This is a genomic window from Bacillus sp. CFBP9009, assembly GCF_036541465.1.
GTDB lineage: Bacteria > Bacillota > Bacilli > Bacillales > DSM-1321 > Peribacillus.
On record NZ_JAZHFU010000001.1, the window covers coordinates 15,059 to 34,864 of the forward strand.

Annotated in this window: 17 protein-coding genes, 3 pseudogenes and 1 riboswitch; of the genes and pseudogenes, 11 read left to right on the plus strand and 9 right to left on the minus strand. The window is 39.8% G+C overall.

The features are described 5' to 3' along the window. Position 1: 1 nt before the first annotated feature. Positions 2-835 carry an ABC transporter permease gene (locus V3595_RS00180; protein ID WP_485904781.1) on the plus strand — a complete coding sequence of 278 codons (834 nt, stop codon included), beginning with the start codon at positions 2-4 and terminating at the stop codon, positions 833-835. Between the two features lie 61 nt (positions 836-896). On the opposite strand, the gene V3595_RS00185 is transcribed toward V3595_RS00180, so the two are convergent. Then, a complete protein-coding gene (locus tag V3595_RS00185) occupies positions 897-2,123 on the minus strand; it encodes an ATP-binding protein (RefSeq protein ID WP_137024093.1) in 1,227 nt (408 codons plus the stop codon). Positions 2,124-2,806: 683 nt separating this feature from the next. Here V3595_RS00185 and V3595_RS00190 point away from each other — a divergent pair. Further along, the gene (locus V3595_RS00190; RefSeq protein ID WP_485904783.1) at positions 2,807-3,727 is read left to right on the plus strand and encodes a glycerophosphodiester phosphodiesterase; all 921 of its coding nucleotides are present in this window, start codon (positions 2,807-2,809) and stop codon (positions 3,725-3,727) included. Positions 3,728-3,896: 169 nt separating this feature from the next. Further along, a complete protein-coding gene (locus V3595_RS00195; protein WP_485904785.1) occupies positions 3,897-5,036 on the plus strand; it encodes a zinc-dependent alcohol dehydrogenase in 1,140 nt (379 codons plus the stop codon). 395 nt (positions 5,037-5,431) lie between these two features. Here the strand turns inward: V3595_RS00195 and V3595_RS00200 are convergent, their stop codons facing one another. From V3595_RS00200 to V3595_RS00210, 3 genes are read right to left on the minus strand one after another with little or no spacing between them, the layout of a single operon-like run. Continuing rightward, positions 5,432-6,346 carry an iron-hydroxamate ABC transporter substrate-binding protein gene (locus tag V3595_RS00200; RefSeq protein WP_485904787.1) on the minus strand — a complete coding sequence of 305 codons (915 nt, stop codon included), beginning with the start codon at positions 6,344-6,346 and terminating at the stop codon, positions 5,432-5,434. 20 nt (positions 6,347-6,366) lie between these two features. After that, positions 6,367-7,371 carry a FecCD family ABC transporter permease gene (locus V3595_RS00205; RefSeq protein WP_425589464.1) on the minus strand — a complete coding sequence of 335 codons (1,005 nt, stop codon included), beginning with the start codon at positions 7,369-7,371 and terminating at the stop codon, positions 6,367-6,369. A 12-nt stretch (positions 7,372-7,383) separates the two neighbouring features. Continuing rightward, a complete protein-coding gene (locus V3595_RS00210) occupies positions 7,384-8,361 on the minus strand; it encodes a FecCD family ABC transporter permease (RefSeq protein ID WP_241663410.1) in 978 nt (325 codons plus the stop codon). 400 nt (positions 8,362-8,761) lie between these two features. On the opposite strand from V3595_RS00210, the gene V3595_RS00215 reads away from it, so the two are divergent. The 4 genes from V3595_RS00215 to thiC all read left to right on the plus strand — a co-directional run bounded on the left by V3595_RS00215 (position 8,762) and on the right by thiC (position 13,045). Then, entirely contained in the window at positions 8,762-9,214 is a 453-nt protein-coding gene (locus V3595_RS00215; protein ID WP_485904789.1) for a hypothetical protein, read from the plus strand. A gap of 225 nt (positions 9,215-9,439) precedes the next feature. Continuing rightward, entirely contained in the window at positions 9,440-9,973 is a 534-nt protein-coding gene (locus tag V3595_RS00220; protein ID WP_485904791.1) for a histidine phosphatase family protein, read from the plus strand. Positions 9,974-10,108: 135 nt separating this feature from the next. Next, complete coding sequence (locus tag V3595_RS00225) at positions 10,109-10,897, plus strand: HAD family hydrolase (RefSeq protein WP_485904793.1); 789 nt, start codon at positions 10,109-10,111, stop codon at positions 10,895-10,897. 116 nt (positions 10,898-11,013) lie between these two features. Beyond that, a riboswitch (TPP riboswitch) is annotated at positions 11,014-11,128 on the plus strand. A gap of 135 nt (positions 11,129-11,263) precedes the next feature. Further along, entirely contained in the window at positions 11,264-13,045 is a 1,782-nt protein-coding gene (gene thiC / locus V3595_RS00230; protein WP_137019867.1) for a phosphomethylpyrimidine synthase ThiC, read from the plus strand. A gap of 286 nt (positions 13,046-13,331) precedes the next feature. Here the strand turns inward: thiC and V3595_RS00235 are convergent. Both V3595_RS00235 and V3595_RS00240 read right to left on the minus strand, forming a co-directional pair. Then, positions 13,332-13,665 (minus strand): annotated as a pseudogene (locus V3595_RS00235) (DUF3231 family protein); the annotation flags it as partial. Positions 13,666-13,751: 86 nt separating this feature from the next. Further along, on the minus strand, positions 13,752-13,895 hold the full coding sequence (locus V3595_RS00240; RefSeq protein ID WP_241593859.1) for a hypothetical protein: 144 nt from the start codon (positions 13,893-13,895) through the stop codon (positions 13,752-13,754). 178 nt (positions 13,896-14,073) lie between these two features. Here V3595_RS00240 and V3595_RS00245 point away from each other — a divergent pair, with 178 nt between their 5' ends. Beyond that, on the plus strand, positions 14,074-14,706 hold the full coding sequence (locus V3595_RS00245; protein WP_485904795.1) for a spore coat protein: 633 nt from the start codon (positions 14,074-14,076) through the stop codon (positions 14,704-14,706). Between the two features lie 57 nt (positions 14,707-14,763). Here V3595_RS00245 and V3595_RS00250 read toward each other — a convergent pair whose 3' ends face one another. The 3 genes and pseudogenes from V3595_RS00250 to V3595_RS00260 form a co-directional block, all read right to left on the minus strand. After that, on the minus strand, positions 14,764-15,129 hold the full coding sequence (locus V3595_RS00250; protein ID WP_485904796.1) for a carboxymuconolactone decarboxylase family protein: 366 nt from the start codon (positions 15,127-15,129) through the stop codon (positions 14,764-14,766). Positions 15,130-15,241: 112 nt separating this feature from the next. After that, positions 15,242-15,959, minus strand: a pseudogene (locus V3595_RS00255) (cytochrome c oxidase assembly protein). Positions 15,960-16,001: 42 nt separating this feature from the next. Beyond that, positions 16,002-16,520 (minus strand): DUF2243 domain-containing protein, encoded by a 519-nt coding sequence (locus V3595_RS00260; RefSeq protein ID WP_485904798.1) that lies wholly within the window; start codon positions 16,518-16,520, stop codon positions 16,002-16,004. Positions 16,521-16,793: 273 nt separating this feature from the next. On the opposite strand from V3595_RS00260, the gene V3595_RS00265 reads away from it, so the two are divergent. The 3 genes and pseudogenes from V3595_RS00265 (at position 16,794) to V3595_RS00275 (ending at position 19,784) form a co-directional block, all read left to right on the plus strand. Beyond that, on the plus strand, positions 16,794-17,639 hold the full coding sequence (locus tag V3595_RS00265; protein WP_034305265.1) for a manganese catalase: 846 nt from the start codon (positions 16,794-16,796) through the stop codon (positions 17,637-17,639). Positions 17,640-17,822: 183 nt separating this feature from the next. Beyond that, a pseudogene (locus V3595_RS00270) lies at positions 17,823-18,802 on the plus strand (NAD(P)H-quinone oxidoreductase). Positions 18,803-19,016: 214 nt separating this feature from the next. Then, entirely contained in the window at positions 19,017-19,784 is a 768-nt protein-coding gene (locus V3595_RS00275) for an arylamine N-acetyltransferase family protein (protein ID WP_485904800.1), read from the plus strand. Positions 19,785-19,806 lie beyond the last annotated feature (22 nt).

Genomic DNA, 19,806 nt, shown 5'->3' on the forward strand with positions numbered 1-19,806 from the left:
GATGAAAATTATGTCTACACAGACCGTTGCTCAAAACAAGCCGCTTGTCATAAGGGAAACGACAAAACAATCCAAACTCGCCAAATCGGCATTGCGGGGTTCGGTCCTTCCCTTTGTCGTGTTGATTGCATGGCAAACATTAGGATCGGTTGGCATCCTGCCTGCCCAATTATTCTCATCACCTTTATTGATCGTCACGACTTTCATTAATCTCGTTCAGTCGGGGGAAATGGGCATCCATTTACAAATCAGTTTAACGCGGGCTCTTCTAGGCTTTGCATTAGGTGGTTTTTTAGGATTATTGTTTGGAGTCATCGTTGGCATGCAAAAAAAATCCGAGGAATTTTTAAACCCAAGCATTCAAATGTTACGAACAGTCCCTTTACTTGCGATTACCCCTTTATTCATTATGTGGTTCGGATTTGGTGAACTGTCTAAAGTGCTGCTTATTGCTTTAGGTGCTTTTTTTCCTTTATATTTACAAACTTTTTTAGGCCTTCGGAATGTGGATAAAAAACTGTACGATGTTGCCCTAATCTTGGAGTTTAGCCGTCGGGAACAAATAACGAAGCTCATGATTCCGGCAGCTTTACCAAACATATTACTTGGTATCCGTTTAGCCTTAAGTGCGGCTTGGATGTGCCTGGTCGTCGCTGAATTGCTGGGTGCGGATAGAGGGGTGGGCTTCATGATCCAGGATGCCCGTTCATTCATGCAAACGGACGTCGTATTCGTAGGCATCATCATTTTTGCCTTCGCTGGTAAAATCTCCGACTCGTTTGTCCGCTTTTTAGAGAATCATTTGCTGAAATGGCAAGATAGTTTTAAAGCCTAATTGAAAAAGGATGACCGCCCGGTGATGGGTGGTCATCCTTTTTCTTATTATGGATATATGTTTAATCTATTTCTTTATATAAGGGCAAATAAATGGTGAACGATGTTCCTTTGTTCACTTCGCTCTGTACCACGATTTTCCCTTTGTATTTTTGAACGATGGAATAACAAACGGTCAGGCCGATACCGGTTCCCCTATCTTTAAGTGAATAAAATGGGGTACCTAGTATTTCAAGCTGTTCTTTTGAGAGGCCAATTCCTGTATCCGTTATTCGTACTTTTGCCATAGTGCGTTCCTGCTCTGTTTCCACCTTGATGAATCCGGGTTTGTTCATTGACTCAATTCCATTTTTCATGATATTGACCAGTATCTGTTTAAGCTCGATGGGATTCATGTTAATGTGCAGGTCGTCACGGAAATCCAGGAGAAAGCCTATGTTGCGATTATTGGCGAAACTGGTTAAGAGTTCGGAAATCTTTTGGATTTCATAATTTAAAGGAATGACCTGTACATTATCCGTTTGCGGTTTTGCCAAAGACAAATAGTCATTGATTATCACTTGTGTATATTCAAGTTCTGTAAGCATGGTCTGTACATAAAATTTTTCCGTTTCATTCAGTTCCTTCTCTTGATCTAATAACTGGGCAAACCCTTTGACGACTGTAATCGGATTACGTATCTCATGTGCAATGGTGGCAGCTAGCTGTCCGACTGAGTTCAATTGCTTAGCCTGCTGTATTTCCTTATGAAATGCATTAGTGGATTCCATCCTATTATTGGTTCCTATGAATACGAATACCAATATGATTTGTATGGCGATGAAATTAAGCGTGTTGCCGAAACTATCCAAAGCGACATATTCATAAGTGTATTGAAGATCCGTTTTTGAAATGATCAAGATGGAAGCGGGACCTAATATGATATTTAAAGTGGCGACAACATAAAACCCGATTTTATCAAAGAGAAAAATGGGAAACAAGGGTGCTATAGCAAATAAAGCCAGCATGATTGCAGTATCCGGGAATATCCAGAATTTGCTATATAAATAAACAGTAATTAAGAAAATGAATAGGGTCTTATAAAAATTGACTTCTGTTTTTAAGAAAAATAACAGAGAAATTATCATCCCCGATATTAAAATGACCTGTAATGTCATCTCGTAGGGATTATCTTTCCAACTTATAGGTGATACAGAAATCCCAACTAATAGTAAAAAGGATATCATTGCCATGAATGCCTTCAGTATAAATCGGTGTTTGTTTTGATAATATTGATAATTTTTTAACATAATTCCCCTTAGGATTAATATTCTGTTTGTTTAATAGTAATATGATACTAGTTTTTTGTAAATCAGAAAAGATAGATTTTGTCACTATATAGTCTCTCTGCCTATACTTTAGAAAAGGCATGGTTCGGGTGGAGTTTAGGAGCGGAAGGGGAGGTCAGGGAGTTAAGGTAACCATTCCCTCCAAGCCCTCTTGGTATGTCAACATTGGTACATCTCATCTAATATCTGGAATTTATCGTCTCTAAGTTTGGTTTAATATGGATATGGAAGGCTTAAAGTGTCAATGAAACGGTTAAATAATTATTAACGGAGTAGTAAGGAGTTGTGTAATGAGAAGGGCTTGGAAATATTTAGTTATACTCATTTGGGTGCCTGTTTTTTTCTACTATTTCAATATGTACATCCCAAAAAACTTTTTATATTTTCTTATTGGATTACCAGTATCCATGTTTAGCACATTTTTCATTTATGATTTTTTTAGAAGAAGAGGCTTTTAACTGGTTTTTAATCATTTAAGCTGTCATCCAAATTTTGAATTAGGTACAACGAACTACATGAATGCACTGTGTTTGATAGGTTATTTTAACCATTTTAACTAATATATTATTTCTTTACATTATATTTGCTGTAAGTTCACATTCCCCTTCTAAAATGATGGTAATAGTAGGAGGGAGAGAGGGAAAATGAAAACGAATATAAAGAAATTCGGTTTTTGTATGATGAGTGCGGCCTTTATATTGCAGGCTACTTCCATGGGGGCCTCAGCTGCAAATGGAAATCATTCCAATTCATCTATTTATGAGAAGAAAATCGTGAATATCGCACATCGAGGAGCTTCTGGTTATGCACCTGAACATACTATTCCCGCTTATCAATTGGGAGAACAAATGAAAGGCGACTACATAGAAATCGATCTTCAAATGACCAAGGATGGTAGATTGATAGCAATGCATGATGAAAAGGTGGATCGTACAACGAATGGTACTGGTCTGGTGAAGGATTTAACGCTGACAGAAATCAAGAAACTGGATGCCGGTACATGGTTCAATGAAAAATATCCGCAATTGGCACAAGAGGTATATGAAGGGTTAACGGTTCCCACTCTTGAAGAAGTCTTTAAGAAGTTCGGAAAGCAGGCCAATTACTATATCGAAACAAAGTCCCCTGAAGTATATCCGGGAATGGAAGAAGAACTTCTGCAGGTTCTGGAAGAATATAAAATGGTAGATTCAAAAGGCCGTACCAAGAATGTATTAATTCAATCGTTCAGTAAAGAAAGCCTTATGAAGGTTCATGACATGAATCCAAAGTTACCGCTTGTGCAACTTTTTTCTTATAAGAATCCAGCAACCATTTCCGATGAAGAATTGGAATCCATTAAGGAATATGCAATTGGCGTTGGCCCAAACTTCAGTAAGGTTGACGGACAATATGTAAAGATGGTTCGCAGTCATGACCTCCAATTCCATCCATATACAGTAAATGAAAGAGCCGATATGAAAAAGGCTCTTGAATGGGGTGCAACGGGGCTGTTTACGAATTATCCCGATGTATTCAATGAGGTACTTGAAGAGTACAAGCACAATAATAATGGCAATAAATAAAGCTACTAAATAAAGCTGCTAAATAAATGGTTTCATAGGTGAGTCCCGGTTTTCCGGGGCTTTTTTGTAATGAAGGACGTCTAATTATTGGGGAATTAGGTGTTCATAGGCTTAGTGGTCTTTTGGACGGGTATATCAAATGTATTAAGAATATTTTAGGAGGTTGATTATGAAGGCTGTAACTTTTCAAGGAGCAAAAGATATACAAGTAAAACAAGTTGAAGATCCGAAACTTCAGCAAAAGGATGATATCATCGTCCGGGTTACTTCAACGGCTATTTGCGGGTCCGATCTCCATATATATCAGGGTGCTTTGCCGACGCATAAAGATTATGTCATTGGCCATGAACCGATGGGCATCATCGAAGAAGTGGGTCCGGAAGTGACCAAGGTGAAAAAAGGGGACAGGGTTGTCCTGCCTTTCAACATTTCTTGTGGGCACTGTTATTATTGTGAACATGATATGGAGAGTCAATGTGATAATTCCAACCCCAATGAAGCGGTGGATACAGGCGGGTACTTTGGTTTTACGGAACGATATGGGAACTATCCAGGCGGGCAGGCAGAATATTTAAGGGTACCATATGGAAACTTCATGCCGTTTGTCATCCCAGAGTCATGTGAACTTGAAGATGAAGCGCTTTTGTTCATGTCCGATGTGCTGCCAACCGCATATTGGAGTGTAGAGAACGCTGGCGTCAAGAAAGATGATACGGTAGCGGTATTGGGCTGTGGGCCGATTGGCTTGATGGCTCAGAAGTTCGCTTGGATGAAAGGAGCAAAAAGGGTCATTGCCATCGACAATCTTCCTTATAGACTCAATAAGGCTAAACAGATGAATAAGGTTGAGGCGTATAACTTCGATAAATATAACGATATGGGCAGCTACATTAAGGAAATCACTTCAGGCGGGGCAGATGTGGTCATAGATTGTGTGGGAATGGATGGCAAGAAATCAACGATAGAGGCGATTGAGCAAAAGCTGAAACTTCAGGGTGGAACGTTAAGTGCGATCGAGATTGCACTTAACGCCGTACGTAAATTCGGCACGATCCAACTGACTGGCGTATACGGATCCAAATATAATATGTTCCCATTAGGCAATTTATTTGAGCGGAACATTAATCTGAAAATGGGACAAGCACCGGTCATTCACTACATGCCCAAGCTTTTTGATAAGATCAAGGCTGGAGAGTTCGACCCCACGGAAATCATATCCCATAAAGTCCCTCTAGAAAAAGCGAGTGAGGCTTATCGAATCTTTAACGATCACGAAGATGAATGTATTAAAGTGGTGCTAAAGCCATAATGTGATAGCATACTTACAATAAGGCAGTTCACGTTTGAAATAAAAAATATTCACAGTTAGCTGTCTTGTTTTTTCTTGTTCTTTTTCTTAGCTCTTCCACCAATAACCGTCAATAATGATAACTAAAATATGATTACACTTACATTTGTTAAATGAATCGATAGAATCAATATACCTATAAACATCAAAAAGGCTCTTAACTAATAAGAGCCTTTTTCCATGCATAATTACTCTATTGACTATTCGAGTAAGGTTGATTCTTCCTTTTTTGAATCTATTGAGACCGGGCTAAGATAATTCCATAGGTTAGGTGTTAACCTTAATAATGAGTTTTATGGTAATTCAAATGCTTAAAAGATACTATAAAAATAAACCAACAATAATAATTCAATCTATTATTTTGAAAAGATTTCTTTTGCATTGTCCATGGCCATTTTATTTCCTAGTGCTGAATAGTCAAGCCATGGCTGGTCCGGAACTACGTAAACATGTTTTCCTTTAACTGCTTTCAACCCTTTCCAAATGGGTGTATCTTCTAATTCCTTAAAGGCTGTCTGAGACTCATCGTCACCGTTGACAATGACAAATATAGCATCTGCATCGAAATCTGGAAGAACTTCTTGAGATATGACTTCGTAAGGTAGATTTTTATCAATGTCTTCAACACCATTAGCAGGTTTAAAACCTAAATCCTGAAATAAGATAGGTCCCATTGGTCGTTCAGTACTAAATACTCGTAATTCCTTTGCCGTAACACGCATTGCCATAACTTTACTGCCTTCACCAAGCTTATCTTTAATTAAACCTTTCACTTCTTTTGTTTGTTTTTCATAATCTGAAATGAATTTTTCTGCTTGCTGTTGACGATTGACAAGTTTACCTACGGACTTTAAATGATCTTTCCATGTTCCTTCATCAAGATTAAATACATGAGTCGGTGCAATTTTTTCATATTTTGATACATCTTGTCCTGAGAATTCCTTATCAAGATAAATCACGGAGGGGCTTAGTTCAATCAACGCTTCCATATCTGGATCTTTTACAGGTCCAAGCTTTTGCGTATCTTTTAATTGATCCTTCACATGAGGCAGAAAATCTTTTAATTCTCCACCAATAACAGAACCAACTGGAGTTATACCTAATGCCAGCAAATCATTTGTTAGGTGGATGGAAAGTGAAGCGATTCTAGGTTCTTCGCTCCCAGGATTATTTTTTTGTGCTGATTTACTACCATTTGAAGAAGTTTGTCCGCAAGCCGACAAAATAAGAATTAACATAATGCTATATAGAATAGTAATTTTCTTTTTCATTTTTTCTCCTTATTGAAAAGTTATTTTGTTTTTGTGAGCAAATAAAGAAAATACGGAGCTCCTATAGCAGCGACTACTATACCAGCTGGAATAGCATTTGGCTGAAATAAGGATCGACCAATGGTATCCGCAAGAACCAAAATAATGAGCCCTATAAGTCCTGAAACAGGAAGGAAATGTTGGTACATTGGGCCAACAAGCCGACGGGCAAGATGAGGGGCGACTAGACCAATAAATCCAATACCGCCGGCCATCGCAACACTCGCACAAGACAAACCAACAGCAGTTACCAGCATCAGCAAACGTTGTTTTTGAACAGAAGTACCAAGTCCAGCTGCTACGTCATCACCAAGTGATAAGGCATTTAATGTGTTAGATTGGAACCAAGCATAAGGTGCTAATATAAGGATCCACGGAAAAAGGGCAATAACATGAATCCAATCTCTTCCCCAAACATTTCCAACTAACCATCTTGAAGCAAATGAGTAGGTTTCTTCATCAAGACGAAGAGACAGAAAAAGTGTAATAGCACTAAAACCAGCAGAAATTGCAATTCCAATGAGAATAAGTCGAATGGGCAATATGCCCTTGTAACGATCATATGCAAGTAAAACAATAAGAAAAGCAGTTAAGATTCCGCCTGAAAAGGTAAATAACGGTATAAGAATCGATGCTTCTTCATCTAATGAATGAAAATATGTAACAAAGATAATGAGACCAAAGGAGGCACCTGCATGTAAGCCTAAAATTCCTGGATCTGCCAAAGGGTTACGTGATAATCCTTGTAAGATTGCTCCGGAAATTCCTAATCCAACTCCCGCCAACATGGTAATCAAGATTCGTGGCATACGGTAATCAAACAGCACAGTAGAACTTTTAAAATCACCGTAGCCAAAAAGTGTTTGGATTACTTTTAAAGGTGAAATCCGCAATGTACCTGTATTCAAGCTTATTAATACTGCAACTATACTAATTAAAATAAATACCATAGTAACTGTATATGCCCTCTTGTTGTCTGCATTCATAAGGTATTTCACCTATAAGTTCCTCCCTACTTTACGAGCAATATAGAGAAAAAAAGGAACACCGACAAGGGCTACCATTATACCAATAGCCAGCTCTCTAGGCGGGTTCAACGTACGAGCTCCCAAATCGGCCAGTATTAACAGTATCGAACCCAGTAATGCTGACATTGGAATGATGAGCTGATAATATCCTCCAACCAATTTTCGTGAAATATGTGGGATTACAAGTCCAACAAACCCTATTGAACCAACGGCCGAAACAGAAACTCCTGCCAGAATAACCGCTATTATCATTCCGAGTATTCTGATACGATTCGTATTCACACCAAGATTGGTGGAAATATCATTGCCCATTGAAATAAGTGACACAGACCGCCCTAACGATATTGCCCAAATAATAGCGATAAGAATGATGGGAACTAATACTTTCAAATGATTCCACTTTATCCCCGCAACACCTCCCGCATACCAAAATGCTAAATCTTGACTCAAATCATAATAAATAGCCACTCCTGAACTAAGTGAATGTAAGAGCGCTGCTATCACTGCACCTGAGATTGTTAATCGAATGGGTGTTAATCCTCCTGGCACAGATGATCCAATAACAAAAATGCATAATGTACTCAATACAGCTCCAATAAATGAAAAAATCATCAAAAGAGAATATGGAATGTTTGGAAAGAAAGCAAAACTAAGGGCTACCACAAACATTGACCCTGCGTTAATTCCAAGTATTCCTGCGTCAGCTAAGGGATTATGGGTTACTCCTTGCAATAATGCACCTGCAACTGCAAAAGCTGCTCCGACTAATGCTGCGCCAATAACCCGTGGAAGCCGTAGTTCGTGGATAATCTGTTGCTGTGTCAGTGTAGGATTATAATTAAAAACCGCTGACCACACCGTATTGAAGGTGACCTCTTTTGCCCCAAATGTTACAGCCAAAAACAGGGACACAACTAATCCAAGAATCACCAGGATGAATAAACACATTAGCAGAAAAACATTTGAACGATTTTTAAGTTCCTTTAGAGAGAGAGTATGTAACATTTTTTAATTCATCCTTTACTTTTCAATGAATGAAATTGATAATCATTATCACGATGAGTATAACTGTACTCTTTGTTGAAATCAAACTATTTTTCAATATATTAAAATGTAGAATGATTGATATGTTTCCATAGCGCTTCTACAGGCAGTAGAAGCGTGGAAGAATTATAGATTAGTAGAAGATCAGAAGTACAATGAAACATTCAAACTCTATTATTATTATTATGATAAGGAAAAAATGAGTTGATGTTCAAAAAAGACACGTTGCCAAGTGTAAGGGTTTTTGGTAATGAAATGGAGTATTTATATTATATAATGATAGTGATAAAAGGAGGATGTACAGATGGTATATAATTCGGCAGCAGAACTTTGTGAAGGGTTCGGGTATCCGCCCGTTCACGTTAAATTGACGATAGAGATCATCGATAAGAGATTGGGACCTATAAAGGCGGAAGCAGAAATTGCCATCAAGCCTGTTAAGTCAAAGGAATATCTGGAAGTATTGGTGGAGGAATTGGAATCGGATCATATCTTTGCTGATGAAAATGGCAGTATCTATGGCAGCTTCGGCATCGATCAAAGCATCCAGATTTATGATGAAGTCCTGACTACCATTCCGTTCGATGAGTTGATCGGAAATGAAAATTGGAAAGAGACAGTTAAGGAATCCATCACTGTGGATAAGCTGAGGGAACAACTGGGGAAATCTCTCAATGATTATCAATTCAGTGATTTGAGCGGAAAATATAAATTCAGGAAAAGATGTACGATAACAGAACTACAATTCATAGATTAAACGATAAATGGAGAATGCGAAATGCGTTCTCTTTTTTCGATGCTATCATAATTAACGCTGGATATTTAAGAATTTTTAAACATATACACAGTGTCAAGGAGAGTTCAGTAAGGGTTTAATGGTTTCAACATACTTTTTTTTATAGTTTTACATAGGGTAATATATTGGTAAGGGCTTTTTACAAGAAAAAGAAACGTATATTTTAAAAGATAAAAAGGAGAAGATATGAAAATTGGTTTGGTACGGCATTTTAAGGTGGCGCATGAATTTCCTACTGGGAGATATGTGACGGCGGATGATATGAAGCAATGGTTTGAGGACTATGATACAGCCGATATTATTTATGGAACGACTTTATTTGGCGTGGAGGAATGGCAGGAATGTTATTGCAGTGATATGTCGAGAGCTGTCAAGACAGCGGAACATATTTATCCAGGTACGGTTCATCGGATGGAGGAACTGCGGGAAATACCTTCCCCGGCTCTTAAAGGAAGAGTAAAGCTGCCATTCATCCTTTGGGCCATCTGGATTCGCTGCTGCTCGGTGTTCAACAAGCAGACAAGGGCGGAAATTAAGATCGCAGAGCGAAGGATCAATAAAGTATTGGATGAAGTCTTTGCAAAGGGGGAAAGGGATGTTCTGATCGTGAGTCATGCCGCCCTCATGGTATATATAAGGAAAGAGCTGATCCGACGGGGGTTCACCGGTCCAAAATTCAAGATTGCCAGTAATGGAAAGCTGTATGTATTTGAAAGATGATAAGTGGATAAGGGTTTCCCACTAGAAAAGGTAAGTCATTTTCCGAATAGTTATTCTTTTTTTATCGGTTGTGGTTTATTATTGTAATAGTGTAATTTTTACGAATTCAATAATAGGGAAAGAGGGGTGGACATTTTGCTGAAGGCAGTTTTTTTTGATTTAGATGACACATTACTATGGGATCAGAAAAGTGTAAAAGAGGCTTTTGTGGCCACATGTGAAGTGGCCAAGGAGAAATATGATCTGAATGTCGACGAGTTTGAAGAAGCTGTGCGAAAGGAAGCGCGTGAGCTTTATTCTTCTTACGATACATATGCATTCACACAAATGATCGGAATCAACCCATTTGAGGGGCTATGGGGAAATTTTCAGGATGATCATGATGAATTCCGGAAGATGGCCGGGATTGCACCGGCTTATCGGAAAGAAGCGTGGACGAGAGGGTTATTGGCATTAGGGATCAATGACCCGGAATTTGGGATTGAACTGGCAGAACGTTTCCCTGCGGAGAGACGCAAAAAGCCATTTATCTATGAAGAAACATTCCGTGTTCTGGATGAATTAAAAGGGAAGTATAAATTGCTATTGCTTACGAACGGATCTCCTGAGCTGCAAAATACCAAACTTGAAATTACGCCTGAACTGGTTCCTTATTTCGACCAAATCGTGATATCAGGTGCATTTGGAAGAGGTAAACCGGATGCCTCCATTTTTGAGCATGCTTTGGAAATCATGGAGCTTGATAAGGATGAAGTATTGATGGTCGGCGATAATTTAATGACGGATATCCTCGGAGCATCACGAGTAGGCATAAAGTCGGTTTGGATAAATCGCCATGATAAGGAACGGAATGAAGTGATTCCAACCTATGAGATCAAGCATTTAGAGGAGCTTTACCCTATCCTTGAGAGCCTGGGGAATTAATTAAAGGCTCTCCTTCAAATAACAAATTTTAGAGAGTTGTAATAAAAATATTAGGTCTTTCAAATTATTTACAGAATGAAAAGGGTGAGATATAGTTACCCTGTAATCAATTAAATTATTTAGACTAGGGGTGTCCAATAAAAGTTGGGCTGAGAGAGAAGCGCTTAAGCTTCTTAACCCTCAGGACCTGATCTGGTTCATACCAGCGTGGGGAAGTTAGAATCTACTAAACAATGACATTTCAATTGGTCATTTCTGTAGCCATACTAACGTTAGCCAGGTCTTAAATATGAGATCTGGCTTTTTCGTGCGAAATGGATTGGATTTTGTCCTTTTTAAATGAACTTAAAAAGGAGAAATGAAATCATGATGAGTAATTCAGTAAATGACATGAACGTTTCAATTATGTCCAGTTTTGCCGGGAGTAAAAAAGTGTATGTTGAGGGGTCTAGACCCGATATTAAAGTACCTATGCGTGAAATTAAGCTAAGTCCGACTACAGGGGCATTCGGCGAAGAGGAAAATCCGCCATTACGAGTATATGACACAAGCGGTTTTTATACGGATTCAGAATATCCCATTGATATTCATAAAGGTCTTGCCCCGATTAGACGAAGCTGGGTTTTGGAACGGGAAGATGTTGAAGAGTATGAAGGCCGTGAAATAAAGCCCGAAGATAACGGGTATAAAAAAGTTGAGTCACAATCCAACGCCGAAGTTTTTCCGGGATTGAAAAGAAAACCATTGCGTGCAGTGAAAGGGAAAAACGTAACCCAGCTCCATTATGCCCGTAAAGGTATCATTACTCCAGAAATGGAGTTCATTGCGATCAGGGAAAATGTAGCTCCTGAGTTTGTAAGAGAAGAGGTAGCTAGCGGGAGGGCGATCATACCGGCAAATATTAACCATCCTGAAAGTGAGCCCATGATCATCGGACGTAATTTTCATGTGAAAATAAATGCGAATATTGGAAATTCCGCTGTTAGTTCATCGATTGAAGCTGAAGTGGAGAAAATGACTTGGGCTACACGTTGGGGAGCCGACAACATAATGGATCTTTCCACCGGAAAGAATATTCACACGACCCGGGAATGGATTATCAGGAATTCACCTGTGCCAGTTGGGACGGTTCCGATATATCAAGCATTGGAAAAAGTGAATGGAGTCGCGGAAGATTTAAATTGGGAAGTTTTCCGGGATACATTAATCGAGCAGGCTGAGCAAGGTGTCGATTACTTCACCATACACGCCGGTGTGCTTTTGCGATACATTCCCATGACAGCAAAGCGAGTTACGGGAATCGTTTCCCGAGGGGGCTCCATCATGGCACAATGGTGCTTGGCGCACCACCAAGAAAGTTTTCTCTATACTCACTTTGAAGAGATTTGTGAAATAATGAAGGCGTATGATGTCTCTTTCTCTTTAGGTGACGGCCTCCGTCCTGGCTCCATTGCAGATGCAAACGATGAGGCACAATTTGCTGAATTGGAAACACTTGGGGAACTGACGAAGATTGCTTGGAAGCACGACGTTCAAGTCATGGTGGAGGGACCCGGTCACGTACCGATGCATTTGATAAAAGAAAATATGGATAAGCAGCTGGAAGTATGTCAAGAAGCACCATTCTATACCCTGGGACCATTGACAACGGATATAGCTCCTGGATACGACCATATCACTTCTGCGATTGGTGCTGCCATGATTGGATGGTTTGGAACGGCCATGCTTTGTTATGTGACACCGAAAGAGCATTTGGGACTTCCGAATAAAGAGGATGTTCGAGTAGGGGTCATTACTTATAAAATTGCGGCCCACGCAGCTGACCTTGCTAAAGGCCATCCGCATGCAAGAAAACGGGATGATGCGCTTTCTAAGGCAAGATTCGAATTTCGTTGGAGAGATCAATTCAATCTTTCCCTCGATCCTGAAAGGGCGGTTGAATATCACGATGAAACACTACCGGCAGAAGGTGCCAAAACAGCCCATTTCTGTTCAATGTGCGGACCCAAATTCTGCAGTATGAGAATCTCTCAGGACATCCGTGATTTGGCGAAGGAAAAGGGTCTGGGTTTTGAGTCGGTAATCGATGAAGGGCTTAAAGAAAAAGCGAATGAATTTAGGAAAACGGACGGGGAAATCTATCAATGATTCCGACGAGAGGGAGAATTCGATGAATCGGGTAATCCAAATAAAAGTTGAAATGAAACAGTTGGAAACTCAATTGGAACAGCTGAAAAGGGAGCTGAACATTTTTCGCGAGAATTGTAATCATGAATTTGTAAAAACTGATTATAGTCAACAATGCAAAAAGTGCCACTTAATCGAAAGTCTGCAATGGTAGTGATTCCTTAATCGTCCTTTCATTATCGGAATTAATCCCTTAATCATGTTGGACATCCAACCACGATGTCAACATGATTAGGGGATATTTCATTTACATACTTGTTTTATTAATATGAAGAGGAGGAGGGACAAGCCAGCCTTTTTCCTTATTCAATCTTAGGAAGTCAGCACCCAATGCAGCTTTATTCGTATGGAATTGTGCAACATCTGAACAATATCTTCTCGGATGCATTGACCCATGATTTGGCTGCAAGCAACTAATCCTGCATTAATATCGATTGATACTTAAGCAGAGATTTCAGGATCTTGAAGACGTGCCCCGACTGGAATATCCTCCAAATTAGCTTTAGGCCTTTCAGGTGTGACGGAGGCAGTCCTACGTTATTTTCTTTTAATAATGATTCAAGTTGGTCATGTTCCTGTTTCCCTTGATTTAACGCATTTAAGTTACCCTGAATTCATCCAAGTATGCATCGTTGATGTTTGGGGAATGTTAGAGGTCTTTTAATGCTTAACCTTTTATTCCTTGTAGCCATTCTTGATAACACTCATCACAGAGCATTTCATTTCTATCCGTGTCAGTAACTTGAAATGTTACGACATGGATTTTTTTTTCTTCCGTGTCATCACTACAATAGAAGCATTGATGTGTCATTGGTAATCCTCCCAAACATATAAAGTGTTTATAGTTTAAAACGCCACGTTTTTTTTATACAAAAAACATGATGTAGCAGCTTATTGGTCATCTTGGAAGAGTTTTGATTGAATAATCCAGTTGGGGTTTAACATACTAAATTTGTTCGCATCATTTATAAAACGAGGAGGGAAATACAATGCAAAACCAATATCAACAAGGTCAAGTACACCAGAACATGCAAACGGGTGCCATTCCCCCACAAATGAATCACGGTGGTCACGAAGTATTCGATGTACATGAAGTGTTGTCGGGAACGATTGGTACTTTAAACACGTATACTCTTTTGCGTCAGCATATCCAGGATCAGGAATTACTTGATATTCTGAATCGTCAATATCAGTTCATCCAAGATGAATATAATATTTCACTGGAGTGCTTCCAATCGGGCCAGGATCCTTCTAAACGGACTCAGAGCTACAAAATGAATCAAGGTAACGATTTTATATATGGATTGACACCAACTCAGCCAAAGAAACCTTTGCAATCCGTATCGGAAATTACGGATGAATGCATTTCAGGCTTGATGCTTGGAGCTGTTAAGTCTGCAGCATCCATGAAAGCGATGGCAGCGCTTGAAATAACGAATCCGGTGGTTCGCCGCGTATTTGCAGATTCCGTACCGAACTGCATTGAAATGGCATATGAGATTTCGATATATCAAAACAAACATCATTACTATCAAGTTCCGCAGCTTGCACAGCAGGATATGCAGCAAATGTTGAATTCATATGCACCCGCACAAGGAAATAACAACAACATGAGTCATTAAAAGCATTTGTCAAGAACAGAAAGAAGGGATAGGACTATTTGTCCTATCCCTTCTTTCTTACTGTTTCATCTGATTTATATCTTGGATGCATTCCTGGACGAGGGTTACAGCCTGACTCATGGCGGCTCCTCCGCCGAATGCTGCGGTCACACCAATGGCTTCAAGAATTTCCTGTTCGGAACAGCCTTGATCAATACATCCTTTCGTATGGTAGATAATACAGTATTCATCTTGTGAATATAAACTTATTCCTAATGCGATAAGCTGTTTTTCTTTCTGGGATAATTGACCTTCTTTAAAGCACTCTTCCGTAAACGAATTGAATTTCTCAGCGAGATCAGGCATTTTATGCGTAAAGGCACCGATTCCAGCTTTATAATCACGAAGAGCATTTTCAGTAGAATTGTTAGCTTCAAATTCCATTTTCCATTCAGCTCCATCCTAAGTTTTTTTTATCAAAAATTAGTATGAGCTAAATGCTGGATGATTAAACAGAAACATAGGAGTTTAACTAAGTAATCATGGAATCGCCTTCCTACAAGGCAAGTGACCCCTTGGGCCGGGTTGCTTTGAACCATTGATAGCAAAGGATGCATATAAGTGCAACGTCAATGGCATCACCGGCATAGTACATTAACATGCCTCCATTTTCCGCTTGTACCTCTGTGACTCCGCTTGGCGGATGGGCAAAAATATACTTAGAAAGGATATCATGGCCGGCCAGCGAAATTGTAAATACGACAGCACGGAACATGAAGCTGAACCTATGGGGCACAGGGTCCATATAAATCATCGACGCAGTGAATAGATAACCCGCTATGAACACGTGAAAATGCACTAATGCATGAAGAAGGGCATTCTGATGCATCAACCCATACAAACCAGTCGTATAAAGTATCCAAAGCCCCCCAATATTAAGCACAGAGGCAGTGATTGGATTGCTTATAATGCGCAGCGGCCAACTTTTCAACACCTTTGAAAGGCGTCTTGCTGATTGTACATCAAGTGTTCGCAGTGCAAGAGTAATAGGTGCAGCAAACACGAGCAGGATGGGTGCAATCATTCCAAGCAGTAAATGACCAACCATATGGCCGTGAAGTCCATATGCGCGCGATTGGCTATGGGACCTATAATTGCTGAGGCTGCACGAGAGTGGCAAGAATCCAAAAGAGCGTACGGTATAAGGGCCATTTTTTATAGCGGCGGTTCGAAATTACGGCACCTACGATATAAATCACTACAAAAGAATCAATAAAATCTGTTCAAAACCATCCCCATTATCATGAATATGTCCATTACTGTGCATTGCTGGTATCTTCTTTCATTTTAAGTAAGCTGCGCCTTGTTTGAATGACGAGGATAATGCCGATCAGTATCATGATTATGGCTGCAATGTTCCAAATTAAGTCGTATGGGAGAATATCGACATTGTAACGGATTTGATGGAGACGCATGAGCTTGTGCTGGATGATTCCGTCATATAACTGGAAAGAACCTGCCCCGAGCAAAACTCCCCCTATCCACCTTTTCAGCCATAATCCCTTTCGACGGCGAAGGTCGGCGAACATGAATAACGACCCGACCGTTGCGAACCAGCTTAGGGCATGAAATAAACCATCCGAAACAAGCCCAATATTGGATGTGGACTTGTCATAGAAATGGTGCCAATGCAATAGTTGATGAAAGATGGCCTCATCGATGAATGCCACCAATCCGATCCCGAATAGAAAACCGGACCATAGATTACGAGCGAAATAAGTATAACGTAATTGTGAAATAGATTGATCTTTTTGATTTCGGGGCTTGAAATCCATTATCCATCCTCCTTTTTTATCTTCCTATATATGGTTATTTTTGCTTTACCCTGTATTGTAAAGTTATAGACAGGTAAAAGGACCTTTTATAAATCTTATTTATTGAGGGATTCATAGCCCAAAGATAATCCTTGGCTTTTTAGTTCAGTAATCATTGTTAATGGTATGTAAATTTTTTCTAATTGTTGTTCGTTACAACTGGATTCAGGTTTCAAGCATGGACAGGCGGGTAATAAAAAACCGTACATCATATAAAGAAAAGGAGGAGTTAATATGTTTCGCCATCAAAAAGAATTGCAATTTGAAGTTAAGGTAGATCGACCAGATCCGATGCTTGCCCGTCAAATTCAGGAAGTGTTAGGTGGACAGTTTGGGGAAATGACTGTCATGATGCAATATCTTTTTCAGGGTTTTAACTGCCGTGGAGAAGAAAAATACAAAGATATGCTGATGGATATTGGTACAGAGGAAATTGGACATGTAGAGATGCTTTGTTCGCTCATTAGTCAATTGCTTGATGGCGCTTCTCCGGAAGATCAAGCAGAAGCCGCAAAAGATCCTGCTACAGCAGCCATTATGGGTGGAATCAATCCCCAGCATTTGCTCGTAAGCGGTCTTGGGGGACTGCCAACCAACTCGAATGGGGTGCCTTGGAACGGATCTTATATTGTAGCCAGCGGAAATCTATTAGCGGACATGCGATCGAATCTTCATGCTGAAAGCCAAGGACGCCTTCAAGTGGCCCGTTTATATCATATGACCAAAGATGAGGGGGTACGCGCCACCTTCCGTAAAATGTTAGCCCGTGATCGTTACCATCAATATCAATGGATGGCGGCCATTGCAGAACTTGAAGAAAAAAATGGCGTTGTCGTTCCCGCGTCATTCCCACCGGAAGCGGAAATGGAATCTCAACCGGAAGCGTACGAATTCTGGAACTTGTCAGAAGGTAATGAATCAGCAGACGGACTGTGGGCAACAGGGAGCGCCCCAGATGGTACAGGAGATTTTGTTTATGTAGCTGAACCAGTTGCAAAAGGGCAGATTCCTAACCCTAAGGTTCCGGCAGCACAATTGCATCATGACCTGGATAGAAGTCAATCGCTTAATAAAAGGTAATAGAAACTTTTCAAAAAAAGCTCGATGGCCCCTAAAGGGTCATCGGCTTTTTTTATTCTATCAACATGTTTACAAAACCTAATTATTTGCTTGTGGATATTTTTTGGAGTAGCATAGTTTCCAACTTCAAGACAAACCATTTTAAAAGTGTGGTCACTAATTTAATAGTAAGGAGTGGGACAAATGAAAGCAGTGGTAGTTAAAGAACCGGGTGGAGCAGAACAATTACTATTTAAAGATTTTTCCAAGCCCATGCCCGGAAAAGGGGAAATATTAATTAAGGTGAAAGCCTCTGCTATAAATAGAACGGATATTGTTTCACGAGAAGGGAAATCCGGTTATATGGCCAATCCAATATTGGGGATTGAAGTTTCTGGGGAAGTGGTGGAAACAGGGGAAGGTGCAAATATACAATTAGGGACAAGGGTGATGGGCCTTGTAAACGGCGGCGGTTATGCTCAATATGCCTTGATGCCGGCTGATAGAGCGATGACGATCCCGGATAACTTGTCATTTGAAGAAGCGGCAGCGATTCCTGAAGTATTCTTGACGGCGTACCAAACCTTGTTTTGGTTAGGTGAATTGACGGATCAAGTACGGTATTGATTCATGCTGGCGGAAGCGGTGTAGGCACAGCAGCTATCCAACTGGCAAAAAAACTGACAAAAGCAAAGATCATCACTACAGCCGGCTCAAAGGAAAAATTGGATTTCTGTCACTCATTAGGAGCGGATATCTGTATCAATTATAAAGAACAATCTTTTGATGAGGAAGTAATGAAAGCTACAAATAATCAAGGAGTGGATGTTATCCTGGATTTCATCGGTGCTTCTTACTGGGAGAAAAATCTTAAAAGCATAAAAACTGATGGACGATGGGTACTGATAGGGATTCTAGGAGGAACTGTAGTCGAGAAGGTGAACTTGATGGAACTTCTCTTAAAAAGAGTTCAATTAAAAGGCACTCTATTAACTCCTCGGAGTGATGAATATAAAAAAGAGTTAACGGAAGAATTCGTTACAAAGGCCATGCCGTTGTTCCTCCAACATGAAATCAAGGCAATCGTGGATCATGTCTTCCCTTTTGAAGAGGTACAAAGGGCGCATGAATATATGGAAGCAAATAAGAATTTGGGTAAAATCATCTTACAGGTAAATGAATGATTAAAGAAAACAGCTTTGAAGCATGTATGGAGAAAGTTGCCCAGAATTGCGACATTATTGGGCGGCCTCTTTTCATGGTGCTTGATAAGGAAAAGGTGGAATGTGGGTTTTGTTAATGGCATATCGTTGAAGAATGAAATATGGGCAAAGTATAATGAATATATACAAAGTCAAGATGCTCTTCATTGGTATCTGTTAAAATGGGGGAATCGTAATGAATGAACTGAATGCATTATTCAGGAAAAGAATAGGGCTCCAGGAAGATGTGAAACTGACATTTGGGAAATTAGATGAAATTCTGGATAAAACTGCGAAAACCATTCCTTTTGAAAACTTATCAATCATGGCATCCCATCTAAGTGATATCAATAAAGCCAATATCATGAACAAAGTCCTCGTGAGGAATGAGGGTGGATTATGCTATGAATTGAATGCAGCCCTTTATTTTTTCCTGAAGGAAAATGACTTTGATGTATTCTTGGTTCGAGGTGTCATCTATAATCAGGGGTGGATGACCATAGGAAGGACCCATGTTACCATTCTATTGAACCATGAGGGCCAAACCTATCTGATCGATACGGGTTTTGGCGGGAATCTGCCTTTAAAACCAGTTCCGTTGAACGGAGAAACGGTCGTTTCCCAAAATGGTGAATTCCGAATAAAAAAAGAAAGTACCGACCATGGAGATCATATCCTTGAATTAAAACTGAAACATAAAGATCGCGATTGGAGAATAGGGTATGCTTTCGATTCTTCAAAACCCGTAGGAAATGTAGCGGAGCTTAATGAGGTACAAACGATCATCAGGGAAAATCCCCAATCGCCATTCAATAAGCATCCATTAATCACCCGTATGACAAACAACGGGAACATCACTTTAACTGATACATCCTTTACACGGTGGGATGATGGGAAAGTGACGAAAGAAGAAATAGATGGAACACGATTTAAAGAGTTAATGAAACAGCACTTCGATAGATAGTGGAAAAGGACTGAATATCAAA

Coding starts and splice junctions, on each gene's coding strand:
- V3595_RS00215 (WP_485904789.1), top strand. CDS start 8,762: ATGGTATATAATTCGGCAGCAGAACTTTGTGAAGGGTTCGGGTATCCG.
- V3595_RS00210 (WP_241663410.1), bottom strand. CDS start 8,361: ATGTGTTTATTCATCCTGGTGATTCTTGGATTAGTTGTGTCCCTGTTT.
- V3595_RS00245 (WP_485904795.1), top strand. CDS start 14,074: ATGCAAAACCAATATCAACAAGGTCAAGTACACCAGAACATGCAAACG.
- V3595_RS00190 (WP_485904783.1), top strand. CDS start 2,807: ATGAAAACGAATATAAAGAAATTCGGTTTTTGTATGATGAGTGCGGCC.
- V3595_RS00250 (WP_485904796.1), bottom strand. CDS start 15,129: ATGGAATTTGAAGCTAACAATTCTACTGAAAATGCTCTTCGTGATTAT.
- V3595_RS00220 (WP_485904791.1), top strand. CDS start 9,440: ATGAAAATTGGTTTGGTACGGCATTTTAAGGTGGCGCATGAATTTCCT.
- V3595_RS00195 (WP_485904785.1), top strand. CDS start 3,897: ATGAAGGCTGTAACTTTTCAAGGAGCAAAAGATATACAAGTAAAACAA.
- V3595_RS00240 (WP_241593859.1), bottom strand. CDS start 13,895: ATGACACATCAATGCTTCTATTGTAGTGATGACACGGAAGAAAAAAAA.
- V3595_RS00260 (WP_485904798.1), bottom strand. CDS start 16,520: ATGGATTTCAAGCCCCGAAATCAAAAAGATCAATCTATTTCACAATTA.
- V3595_RS00200 (WP_485904787.1), bottom strand. CDS start 6,346: ATGAAAAAGAAAATTACTATTCTATATAGCATTATGTTAATTCTTATT.
- V3595_RS00185 (WP_137024093.1), bottom strand. CDS start 2,123: ATGTTAAAAAATTATCAATATTATCAAAACAAACACCGATTTATACTG.
- thiC (WP_137019867.1), top strand. CDS start 11,264: ATGATGAGTAATTCAGTAAATGACATGAACGTTTCAATTATGTCCAGT.
- V3595_RS00265 (WP_034305265.1), top strand. CDS start 16,794: ATGTTTCGCCATCAAAAAGAATTGCAATTTGAAGTTAAGGTAGATCGA.
- V3595_RS00205 (WP_425589464.1), bottom strand. CDS start 7,371: ATGAATGCAGACAACAAGAGGGCATATACAGTTACTATGGTATTTATT.
- V3595_RS00180 (WP_485904781.1), top strand. CDS start 2: ATGAAAATTATGTCTACACAGACCGTTGCTCAAAACAAGCCGCTTGTC.
- V3595_RS00275 (WP_485904800.1), top strand. CDS start 19,017: ATGAATGAACTGAATGCATTATTCAGGAAAAGAATAGGGCTCCAGGAA.